This is a genomic window from Micromonospora sp. LOL_023 (assembly GCF_048060115.1).
Taxonomy (GTDB): domain Bacteria; phylum Actinomycetota; class Actinomycetes; order Mycobacteriales; family Micromonosporaceae; genus Micromonospora_E.
In genome coordinates this window covers 78,190-89,959 of sequence record NZ_JBHMIM010000026.1, presented here as the reverse complement: position 1 = coordinate 89,959, position 11,770 = coordinate 78,190, and the positions used below count along the sequence as shown (strand labels likewise).

Annotated in this window: 5 protein-coding genes; 2 read left to right on the top strand and 3 right to left on the bottom strand. The window is 69.8% G+C overall.

All coding sequences use genetic code 11. From position 1 onward, the window contains the following. From ACFHVL_RS16120 to ACFHVL_RS16110, 3 genes are all read right to left on the bottom strand, one after another. Window positions 1–1,755, bottom strand: a 1,755-nt coding sequence (locus ACFHVL_RS16120; RefSeq protein WP_416628716.1) for a helix-turn-helix domain-containing protein, incomplete at its 3' end; no start/stop codon positions are given. A 48-nt stretch (window positions 1,756–1,803) separates the two neighbouring features. After that, the gene (locus ACFHVL_RS16115) at window positions 1,804–3,315 is read right to left on the bottom strand and encodes a carbamoyltransferase C-terminal domain-containing protein (RefSeq protein ID WP_416628715.1); all 1,512 of its coding nucleotides are present in this window, start codon (window positions 3,313–3,315) and stop codon (window positions 1,804–1,806) included. 210 nt (window positions 3,316–3,525) lie between these two features. Beyond that, window positions 3,526–5,496: a penicillin-binding transpeptidase domain-containing protein gene (locus ACFHVL_RS16110; protein WP_416628713.1), complete on the bottom strand. Its 1,971-nt coding sequence runs from the start codon at window positions 5,494–5,496 to the stop codon at window positions 3,526–3,528. 309 nt (window positions 5,497–5,805) lie between these two features. On the opposite strand from ACFHVL_RS16110, the gene ACFHVL_RS16105 reads away from it, so the two are divergent. Continuing rightward, window positions 5,806–10,887 (top strand): NAD-glutamate dehydrogenase, encoded by a 5,082-nt coding sequence (locus tag ACFHVL_RS16105; protein ID WP_416628711.1) that lies wholly within the window; start codon window positions 5,806–5,808, stop codon window positions 10,885–10,887. A 124-nt stretch (window positions 10,888–11,011) separates the two neighbouring features. Next, entirely contained in the window at window positions 11,012–11,674 is a 663-nt protein-coding gene (locus tag ACFHVL_RS16100; RefSeq protein WP_416628709.1) for a GNAT family N-acetyltransferase, read from the top strand. Window positions 11,675–11,770 lie beyond the last annotated feature (96 nt).

The window sequence follows — 11,770 nt, the reverse complement described above, 5'->3', positions numbered from 1 at the left end:
ATGATGAACATCCTCCCGAGGAGCACACAGCCCCTCTGAGCTGGGATGTCCGTCAAACCGGGTCAGGCCCACCTCAGCGAATGTCTCGGCTACCTCGGGTACCTCGCGCGCCACCACGTTGAGGAGCTGCTCGATGCGGTTGAGGGCTTGGCGGCGGGTCTCGTCCTCGTGCTCGCGGATGCTCGCCTCGACGTAGTCGAGCAGGTCTGCCGCGACAGCATCGCGTCCTTTGACCGCCAACCAGCGTTGCGCCTCGTCCAGGAGGCTGCCGCGTAGCAGGGCATCCTGGTGTCCTGCGGCATGTCGCCATTCGGCAAGCCATTGACGTGCCCGCTGCTGCCACAGCAGGAACTGCCGGTCCTCCACCAGCCACACCCGAAGTCGCTCCCAGGATCGGATGATCGCCTCGTGGGACAGCTCGACGGTAGGGCCGAGGGTGTGGTCGGCATCGGTGACGACCAGGCGGGCGTTGGCCAAGGCCCCGATCACCACGTCCACGCGCGGCAGCGCGACCAACTCTACGCTTGGCGTGCGGCGGCGGGCGTCGTTGCCGTCCTCCTCCGGACGCGCGACCAGGACCAGCCGTACCAGCAACTGCCGCGCGGCGTACTGCTGCTCGGGCGACAGACCGACGTAGACCTCCTCGGCGCGGGCGGTGATCGCACCGGCAAGGTGTCCGATCTGCCGATATGCCTTGTGCGTCAACGACGTGCCTCGCCGCATGTCCCACAGCCGGGTCAGCGCGAACTCCAGCAGCGGCAGGTTGCCCGGCTCGGTACCCGCGTCATCGAGGATCCGATCGGCCAAGCCGCTATCCAACGCCAGACCCGCAAGGCGAGCCGGCTCGACGATCGCCTGACGGAGCTCAGCACGGCTCATCGGCGGCAGGTGAACCACGTTGTCCTGCAACAGGTCCGAGAAGTCGCGGCGGGCGATCACCTGGCCGTAGAAGTCACCCCGGAAAGTCAGCACCACCTTCACCGGCACCCGACGACGTGTCGCGGCCATTCGCACCAGCATGGCAAAGAAGCCGTCAACCACGCCCGGCGCGGCACCGTGGGTGAACAGCTCCTCAAATTGGTCGATTACCACAAGCACTGCCGCGCCCGACACACGCGTACGAGCATCCAGGGCCGCCGTGATCGACGCATCGGTCGTTGCCGGCAGCTCGGCCGACGCGCCGTGGGCGAGCTGACCCGTAGCCCGCAGTTCCAGTGCGTTGGCGAACGCGGCGAACGGGTCCGGGCCGGGCCGCAAGGACACCACGTCCCACTCCGCTGACCGGCGCAGCCGAGGAACGACCCCAGCGAACACCACCGAAGACTTGCCGCTACCGGACGCGCCCACGACCGCGATCAGCGGGCTGCCGTCGAGCTTTCCGATGATCTGCGTGATGGCGGCGTCACGTCCGTGAAAGAACCGGGCGTCGGCCTGCCGAAACGCGGACAAACCACGGTAAGGGCAGAGTGGCTCCTCACCCCCGTCGAGAGGAGAGTGCACCCCTGTTGTCGGTGGTTCCCGGCGATACAGCCGCCAAATTTCGTCGGCGGCGGCCTCCGACAGGCGCAGCACGTGGATGAACCCGGTCAGGTACTGGGCGCTGGGCGCGCGATCCCCACGCTCGAAACTGGACACCGCGTTCTCATGGAATCCCACACGCAGCGCGAGGTCCCGCTGCGACATGCGGATCTCCAGGCGCAACAGCCGCAGCACCTCACCCAACTGCCGTTCGGGCTGGTCGACCTGGTCGGCCACTGCGTCTGCCTCCAATGTCGCGACGACCCATCCCACCGATCAGCTCCATCACGTCGGTCCCGAGCCGGGGCGTACGTACAGGTGGTCGCCGATCACAAACCCGTCGATGCCGCGCTCACTCACGTACTCGACCACGTCGCTCGTGCGGTTGATTGAGCCGCGACCTGGGAAGTTGAGCGAGGTGTTGCACAGCACTCCCACGCCTGTCCGCGAGGCGAACGCGCCGAGCAGATCATGCAGAACTGGGTTCTCGTACGCCGCCACCGTCTGTACCCGAGCCGTACCGTCGACATGGGTGACCGCGCCCAGCCGGCCATCACGCACCCGCTGAAAGAACAACATGTGCGGGCTCGGCCCGGTCCACTCGAAGTACGTAGCTACCTCCTCTTCCCGGCATACCGGCGCGATCGGACGGTACGGCTCGCGCCGTTTGATCACGTTGAGCCGATCCCGGGCGCTGGGGTCGAACGGCGCCGCCAACAGGGATCGATTGCCCAACGCCCGGGGGCCGATCTCCGCTCGCCCCCGAGCCCACGCGATCACCATCCGCTGGGCCAGCAACTCGGCCACCAGCGTCAGGTCCAACGGATGTCGAGTGAACACATCCGGCACGGGCACGTCCTCGACGAAGTCCGCCCCGCTGTAGACGCTCCAGGACACCTTCGCGTTGCCCTCGAAGTACCACTGGGCGTCGATGGCGGTACCGATTGCTGATCCAGTGTCGTTGGGGCACGGCGGCACGAACACGTCGGCAAACAGTCCACAGTCGCGCCAGCGGCTGTTCCAGCCGCAGTTCAGCCCGCAGCCACCGGCGATCAGCAGCGGATAGCCCTTGGTCAACCTCGCGTGGGCCACTTTGTAGAAGAAGTCGAAGATCCTCGCGGAGTGGTGCGCGGCCAGGTTGGCGAACGCCTGCGACGTGACGCCCGCGTTGTGGAATGGGGATGCGGCCAGCTCGCTTTTCGGACTGGTCAGCAGGATCGAGCGACGAGACAGCACCCAGTCGATGACGTTTCGTCCGGCCGTGGTCACCGGCGAGCCGTCCGCGTATCCCGCCAATGCCATCAGCTTGCCGGCGTTGGAGAACCGGAACCCACCATGCGCCGCCTCGGCCGTGGGATCGGCCAGCGCGAAGATGTACTGGTACTTGTTGCCTGGGTCCTCCATCACCTCTGCTACCCGTATCACCGTGACGTCCGGCGTGATCTCGTAGAACGAGCCGATGTTGCCCTCCCACACCAGCGCGTAGCACGGCTCACCCTGCGGAAACGGCGACATCCCGTACGCGGACATCAAGTGCGAGCGCTCATGCGTCGATGAGAACGTCCGCACCTGTCTGCCGAACACCCGGCGCTCACCCACCTGCGTGCGTTGACCGTCCCAACCGAAGTAGCCAGCACCGAGCGGCCTCTCCATCGAATGGAACCCCTTGACCCACCCACTCAGGCAGACCACGTCCGGCACGTCGTCGACCAGGTCCAGCGCGTCCAACACCGTGCTGGGTGTCAGCTCCGCGTACCGGGGGAACGAGTCCTTCTCCGCCTCGATCGAGAGCTCCAACGCACCGTCCCGGACAAGGGCGACGGTACCGTCATGACCTGGTTTCAAGGACAAGATCCGCAACGCCTGCCCCCAGACCCAGGCTGCCACCGTATATATCGACCAAGCTACTCATCGATATCGAGTTGGGCAAAGAGATTCACGAGAGCAGCGATGAGCGGCAGCCCGGCCGCCGCCTGACCGCCCTTCCGTAGCAGCGACAGTTGGCGGTCAGTTGGTGGCGAGGGCGCGGAGGAAGGTCTCCGCGATCGGCACTGCGTCGCTGGATCCGGAGCCGCCCTGTTCGACGAAGACCGCGAACGCGACGTCGCCCTGCCAGCCGACGAACCAGGCGTGCGTGTTGGCCGGGTCGTTGTCGTACTCGGCGGTGCCGGTCTTGCCGTACACCGGCTCACCCGGCACGTCCCGCAGCGCCTCGGCGGTGCCGTCGGTTACCACCGCCCGCATCATCGCGCGTAGCGCGTCGACGGCGGCGGCGTCCAGCTGCGGACCGTCCGGTACGGGGGACTGCGGTGCCGGCTCCGAGATCAGCGTCGGCTGCCGCCACTGGCCGCGGGCGACCGCTGCCGTCGCCCCGGCCATCGCCAGCGGGCTGACCAACGTGGTGCCCTGGCCGAACGCGGCAGCGGCCCGCTCGGCCGGCGGACCACCGGTGGAGACCTTGCCGGTGAACGCGGAAACTCCCAGCCGCCACTCGCCCTCCAGCCCGAGCAGCCGGCCCGCCTCGGCCAGCCCGTCGGCGCCCAGCTCGGGCGCGAGGTTGGCGAACGTGGTGTTGCAGGATTTCGCGAAGACGCTCCGGAACGGCACCCGGCCCAGATCGAAGCCGTTGGCGTTGGTGAAGGTCCGGCCGTCGACGGTGGCGGTCTTCGGGCAGTCGACGGCGACGTCCGGGCCGACCGCGCCGGATTCGAGCAACCCGAGCGTGCTGACCATCTTGAAGGTGGATCCGGGCGGGACCTGCGCGGTGAACGCGAGGTTCTCCGTACCGCCGTCGGGGCCGTTCGCGACGGCGACCAGCGCGCCGTCGCTGATCCGCACCGCGACCAGCGCGCTGCGGCGCGGCTGCCCGGCGAGGGCCGCGTCGGCGGCGGTCTGCGTCGCGACGTCCAGCGTGGTCCGCAGCGGATCACCGGGTCGGGCGTCGGAGCTGAACAGCACCTCGTCGGCGGAGACCGTGCCGTCCGGGGCGGTCCCGGCGATCTGCACCGAATACCCCGGTACGCCGCGTAGCCGCTCCTCGTAGCCGCCCTGCAGTCCGCCGTGGCCGACCATGTCGCCGATCTCGTACCGGCCGGGGTGGGTCTCCATGTCCTGGCGCTGCACCGGGTCGACGGTGCCAAGCAGCGCGCGGGCGAACTCGCGGGTGGGGGCCAGGTCGCGCTGCTCGCTGCGGAACCGGGTGCCCGGCAGGTCGAAGATCCGGTCGGCGATCTGGTCGTACGCCTCCTTGCGCAGGGTGACCACGTCGACGAAGGCGTCCGGCTTGGCGGCGTCGAGCCGGTCCGGCAGGTCGGTCAGGTCGATCGGCGGGCTGATCGTCGGGCGGATCGCCCGGAACGCGGCGTCGAGGTCGTCGACCAGGGCATCCGGCGAAACGACCTCGCTGGGCTGTACGCCGATCACGACGACGTCGCGTGGCGCGACGACCGGCTCCCCGGCGCCGTCGAGGACCGGCCCGCGTCGCGGAGCGAGGCGGTTGAGCTGGAACCGGTCGCCGGTGGCGAGCTGTTCGTGGACGATGGCCGGATCCCAGATGATCTGCCAGCCGTCGTCGGCGGCCTGCCGCAGCCGGATCGAGGTGGTGTAGCTCCAGCGTACGTCGCCGGGCAGCGTCCATTCGACGGCGAGGGAGCTGGTCGCGATGTCCGCGGTGACGTCGGCTTCGCCGTCGCGGCGCAGCTGCGGCGGCGTGTCCGACAGGTCCCCGACCAGCGCGGCCAGCTCTTCGCCCACGTCGGTGGCGGGCAGTCGCTGCCCGGCCGGGGTGATGAAGCCGATCGTGGACACGTCGCCGGCCAGCCAGCCGTCGACGAAGGCGTCGACGGTGCGTTCCGGCCCGTCGTCGGACGAACAGCCGGTCAGGGCGGTGCCGGTGAGTACCAGGGCCGCGGTGAGCGCGGCTGACCAGCGGAGCCGACGGATCGGCTGGCGGTGCGGGCGCGCTGCCTCGATACGCATGCGGGCGGTCCCCTTCCGGACGCATGGCGGACAGCCGAACGGTAGTACGTCGGCGCACCGGCTGCTGCCCCTCGGCACCGGCCAGGACAGGCCCGGCACCGGCCGAGACAGGTGATGAATCGAGGGTCCCGGGGTAACCAGGAGACGCAGGTCCGCGGTCCGGCCCTGGCCTTATCACGTGTGGTGGCCACTTGGTGTCACCAAGCCGACTGCCAAGGGCCGGAGCGCCGTCAGATCGATGATCGAGAAGGCTTAGGCTTGGCCGTAGTTGACCCCACAGAGTCGTGGGGCCGAGGGGAGTCCGCACCAATGAACCGGCGTCCGGGGACGAAGTCGAAACGCAAAACTTCGGGCGGTGACGAGCGACGCCGCCCCACCACCGGGCCGCAACCGCAGGCCGATCCGGGCCTCGGCGAGCCATTCGCCGTACGGGTGCTCCCGCCACCGGAGACGACCCTCGCCGCGGTCGTCGACGACGGCGACGACACCGGGCTCGACGAGCCGATGCCCAGCGCGGAGCGGCTGATCGCGCAGGCCGTGTCGCTCGCCGACACCGATCACGACACCGCCTCCCTGGTGGACCGATTTTGGCGGTTCGCGGCCGACGAGGAACTGGTCGGCCGCACCCCGCAGGAGATGCTCGCCGCCGCCCGGGCACACCGGGAGCTGGCTGGGCACCGGCTGCCCGGCGAGCTGAAGCTGCGGTTGAACGCCCCCGCCGCGCGCCAGCCGTGCACCGTCATCGAGATCGTCGCCGACGACATGCCGTTCCTGGTGGACTCGGTGACCGCGCTGCTCAACGAGCGGCACTTCGACGTCCAGCTGCTGGTCCACCCCCTGGTCGTGGTTCGGCGTGAGCCGCTCGGCCAGTTGACCGAGGTGGCCGCCGACGTCGAGCCGGACGACGCCATCGACGGCGACCTGGTGGAAAGCTGGATCCGGATCGAGATCGATCCGGTCCGGGACGCCGGCGACCGGGACCGGCTGGTCCGGGATCTGCAGCGGGTGCTCACCGACGTCCGTGAGGCGGTCGAGGACTGGCCGAAGATGCGCCGTCGGGCACTGACCCTCGCCGACGAGCTGGGCAAGGCCGACGACCGGCCGGCCGACGAACTGGGCAGTGCCGGTGTGCTGCCGGTGCCGGAGAAGGACGTCAACGACTCGGTCGAGCTGCTGCGGTGGCTGGCCGACGACCATTTCACCTTCCTCGGCTACCGCGAGTACCGGCTGGTCGACAGCGGCGACGGGGACAAGGCGCTGGTCGCGGTGTTCGGCACCGGGCTCGGCATCCTGCGCCAGGACCAGACCCGGCCCCGCCCGCTCACCTCGATGACCCCGCAGGCGGCGGAGAAGGCGCTGGAGAAGCGGCTGCTGATCATCACCAAGGCCAACTCGCGGGCCACGGTGCACCGGGCCGCCTACCTCGACTACATCGGTTTCAAGATCTTCGACGAGGCCGGGGAGGTGGTCGGCGAGCGGCGTTTCCTCGGCCTGTTCTCCACCGCCGCGTACCGCACCAGCGTCCAGGAGCTGCCGGTGGTCCGGCGCAAGGTCGCCGAGGTGCTGGAACGCTCCGGTCTCAGCCCGCGCAGCCACTCCGGCAAGGACATGCTCCAGATCCTGGAGACCTACCCCCGCGACGAGCTGTTCCAGATCCGTACCGACGATCTCTATCAGGCTGTGCTCGGCGTGCTGCGGATGGCCGGGCGCCGCCAGTTGCGGCTGTTCCTGCGCTCCGACGGGTACGGGCGGTTCCTGTCCTGCCTGATCTACCTGCCCCGGGACCGGTTCACCACCCACAACCGGCTCCGCATGCAGCAGATCCTGCTGCGCGAACTCAACGGCGTCGGCGTGGACTACACCACCCGGGTCACCGAGTCGATGCTCGCCCGGGTGCACTTCATCGTGCGTACCGACCCGGCTGCCCCGCCGGTCGAGCTCGACCCGGACCGGCTCGCCGAACTGCTCGCCGACGCCACCCGGCTGTGGGAGGACGACTTCCGGCTGGTGCTGGAGCGCAAACTCGGCGACGAGTCGGCCAAGTCGCTGCACCGGCGGTACGCCAGCGCCTACCCGGAGGGCTACAAGGAGGAACACACCGCGTACGAGGCGGTGCAGGACCTGGCCAAGCTGGAGCTGCTGGAGGAGCCCGGCCAGCTGGAGATGCACCTGTTCCGGCCCGCCAGCGGCACCGGGTCCGACGAGCGCGACGTCCGGTTCAAGGTCTACCGGTACGGCGAACCGATGGTGCTCTCCGACGTGCTGCCGGTGCTGCACTCCCTCGGCGTCAAGGTGGTCGACGAGCGGCCCTACGAGATAGCCCGCATCGACCAGCTGATCTACCTGTACGACTTCGGGCTGCGGCTGCCGGTCGGCGCACGGGCGATGAGCGAGGTCCGCCCGCACGTGGAGAACGCGTTCTCGGCGGCCTGGCGCGGCGAGGCCGAGATCGACGGCCTCAACGAACTGGTGCTGCGTGCCGGGCTCACTTGGCGGCAGGTGGTGGTGCTGCGCACGTACGCGAAGTACCTGCGCCAGGCCGGCACCGTGTTCTCCCAGGAGTACATGGAGTCGACCTTCATCGCGTACCCGGCGATCGCGGCGGCGCTGGTGCGGCTGTTCGAGACCCGCTTCTCGCCGGCGCTCGACCTCGACGACGACCGTCGCCGGGCGCTCGGACAGGAGCAGGTCGCCGCGATCGGCCGGCAGTTCGACGAGGTGGACAGCCTCGACCAGGACCGGATCCTGCGCAGCTATCTGACGTTGATCCTGGCCACCCTGCGGACCAACTTCTACCAGCGTGGCGTCGAGGGCCGACCGACGCCGTACGTGGCGGTGAAGCTCGATCCGCAGACGATCCCGGAGCTGCCGGCACCCCGCCCGGCGTACGAGATCTTCGTCTACTCGCCCCGCTTCGAGGGCGTGCACCTGCGCTTCGGCGAGGTGGCCCGGGGCGGGCTGCGCTGGTCTGACCGGCGGGAGGACTTCCGTACCGAGGTGCTCGGCCTGGTCAAGGCACAGATGGTGAAGAACGCGGTGATCGTGCCGGTGGGTGCCAAAGGCGGCTTCGTGGTGAAGCAGTCGGGCGGTCCGGCCCGGGGGCGCGGCGCGGCGGGGCCACCGGACCGGGAAGCGGCGCAGGCCGAAGGGGTGGCCTGCTATCAGCAGTTCATCTCCGGCCTGCTGGACGTCACCGACAACATCGTCGGCGGGCAGATCGTGCCGCCGCCCGGGGTGGTCCGCCACGACGGCGACGACCCGTACCTGGTGGTCGCCGCGGACAAGGGCACCGCGACCTTCTCCGACGTGGCCAACGCGATCTCGCTGGCCCGGGGTTTCTGGATGGGTGACGCGTTCGCCTCCGGCGGGTCCGCCGGCTACGACCACAAGAAGATGGGCATCACCGCCCGGGGCGCCTGGGAGTCGGTCAAGCGGCATTTCCGGGAACTCGGCGTGGACATCCAGCGGCAGGACTTCACCGTCGTCGGCGTCGGCGACATGTCCGGCGACGTGTTCGGCAACGGGATGCTGCTGTCCGAACACACCCGGCTGGTCGCCGCCTTCGACCATCGGCACGTCTTTCTCGACCCGGACCCGGACGCCGCCACCTCGTACGCCGAGCGTCGCCGGCTGTTCGACCTGCCGCGCTCGTCCTGGGCCGACTACGACCCGCAGCTGATCTCGGCCGGCGGCGGGGTGTACCCGCGTACCGCCAAATCGGTGCCGGTCAGCCGGCAGGTCCGGGCGGTGCTCGGCCTCGACGCCGCCGCCGAGGTTCTCTCCCCGCCGGAGCTGATCCGGGCGATCCTGCGCGCCCCGGTCGATCTGCTGTTCAACGGCGGCATCGGCACCTACGTGAAGGCGTCGACCGAGTCGCACACCGACGCCGGTGACAAGGCCAACGACGCGATCCGGGTCGACGGCCGGTCGGTGCGGGCCAAGGTGGTTGGGGAGGGTGGCAACCTCGGGCTCACCCAGCGGGGCCGCATCGAGTACGCCAACTTGGGTGGTCGGATCTACACCGACTTCATCGACAACTCGGCCGGGGTCGACTGCTCCGACCACGAGGTCAACATCAAGATCCTGCTCGGTGGCGCGGTCGCCGACGGCGAGTTGACCGTGCCACGGCGCGACGCCCTGCTTGCCGAGATGACCGACGAGGTCGCCGCCCTGGTGCTGCGGGACAACTACGACCAGGCCCGGGCGCTGGCCAACGCCTGCGCCCAGGCTCGGCCGCTGCTGCCGGTGCACCGGCGGATGATCAGCGACCTGGAGCAGGCCGGCCGTCTCGACCGTGAGTTGGAGGCGTTGCCGACCGACGAGGACCTGGCCGAGCGGATGCGGGCCGGGGCGCAGGGACTGACCCTGCCCGAGTTCGCGGTGCTCCTCGCGCACACCAAGATCTCGATCGAGAGTCAGGTGCTCGCCGACGGGCTGCCGGACGAGCCGTGGACCGATCAGGTCCTGGTCGACTACTTCCCGACCCCGCTGCACCAGCGCTACGCCGACCGGATGGCCGACCACCGGCTGCGCCGGGAGATCGTCGTCACCAGCCTGGTCAACGAGGCCGTCAACCGGGGCGGCATGTCGTTCGTCTACCGGACGATGGAGGAGACCGGGGCGTCGGCGGCCGACGTGCTCCGGGCCTACGTGGTGATCCGTGACGTGTTCGCCCTCGATGAACTCTGGGCTGGCATCGACGGGCTGGACAACGTGGTCACCACCGACGCCCAGGTGGCGGTTTACCTGGAGAGTCGCCGGCTGTTGGACCGGGCGGTCCGTTGGCTGGTCACCAACCGCCGGTCCCCGCTGGACGTGCCGGAGGAGACCGCTCGGCTGCGCGACGGGGTGTCCCGCCTCCTGCCTGACCTGGGGGAATTCTTCCGTGGCGATGAGCGGGAGTCGCTGCGGGCGCACGTCGACACGATGATCGGGCGCGGTCTGCCGCCGGACCTGGCGGACCGGGCCACCCGGATCATGTACAGCTTCGGGCTGCTCGACGTGGTGGAGACCAGCGCCGACACCGGTCGCGATGTCACCGAGGTCGCCACGGTGTACTACCTGCTGTCCGAGCGGTTCCGGGTGGACTGGCTGCTGAGCAAGATATCGTTGCTGCCCCGGGAGGACCGCTGGCAGACGCTGGCCCGCACCGCGCTGCGGTACGACCTGTACGCGGCGTTGGCCGCGCTCACCGTCGAAGTGCTCACCTGCACCCCGGCTGACCTGCCGGTGGCTGAGCGCGCCGAACAGTGGGAACAGGACAACGCCAGCGCCGTCGCGCGGGTGCGTCGGGCGATGGAGGACTTCGCACACTCCCCGGCGGACCTGGCGGCCTTGTCGGTTCTGCTGCGCCAGATCCGTACCTTGGTCAGGACATCTTCGGCGAGCTGACCGTACTGTCGTAAAGGTTGCATACTCTCGGCAGGGCAAGGAGAAGCCTTCTTGGCGGGCCGGGTTTCTCCGTACGACGGGACGGCCGGCGGTGCGCGGGCCGGCGGCGTGGTCAGGAGGCACGATGCTGGACAAACGCCTCTATCACCACCTGGTCAGCTGGCTGGGGCAGTGGCCGGCGGGGCGGGCGTTGCAGGTGGTCGGCTCGGAGCGGCGGGTACGCCCCGGCTGGGACGGTCGGCCGTGTCCGGTGGTCGGCGTCGGCGCGCCGGGTGGCGCGGTGCTGTCCGTACCGCCGGACAAGGTCGGGGCGGTCCGGTCGTTGACCGACCTGCCGGTCAACGACCTGCTGGCCAAACTGCCCGCGGCGGTCGGCCACGCCGGCTGGCGGGCGCACCGGGCGGTGTTCCGCTACTGCCTGGCGCCGACTCCGTTGCCGGACGTCGGTGACTGGATCGACCCCACCGACGACGTGGTGCCGCCGTGGCTGCAGCGGTTCACCAGCCCGGTGCTGGTCGCCCGGGACACCGACGGGGCGTTCCTGGCCGGTGTCGGGCTCAAACGCCACGACGCCCACGGCCAGGAGATCTCGGTCGGCACCGTTCCCGCGGCCCGTGGCCGTGGCCTGGCCAGCCGGCTGGTGGCCCAGGCCGCGCGGCAGGTGCTGGACGCCGGGGCCGTCCCCACCTATCTGCACGAGCCGACCAACACCGCGTCGGCGAAGGTGGCCGCTGCGGCCGGCTTCCGCGACCGTGGTTGGACCGCGTACGGCATCTTCGACGCCTGAGGCCCGAGACGGTGGGCGGCCGGTTCATCCGGTACGGGCGATGCCCGACCACCCGATCGACCGCGACTCTGCCGGTGGGTGATGGGTGGAGGGAGC

Bases quoted from the DNA above. Each gene is read 5' to 3' on its own strand.
- ACFHVL_RS16100 (WP_416628709.1), top strand. From the start codon at position 11,012: ATGCTGGACAAACGCCTCTATCACCACCTGGTCAGCTGGCTGGGGCAG.
- ACFHVL_RS16110 (WP_416628713.1), bottom strand. From the start codon at position 5,496: ATGCGTATCGAGGCAGCGCGCCCGCACCGCCAGCCGATCCGTCGGCTC.
- ACFHVL_RS16105 (WP_416628711.1), top strand. From the start codon at position 5,806: ATGAACCGGCGTCCGGGGACGAAGTCGAAACGCAAAACTTCGGGCGGT.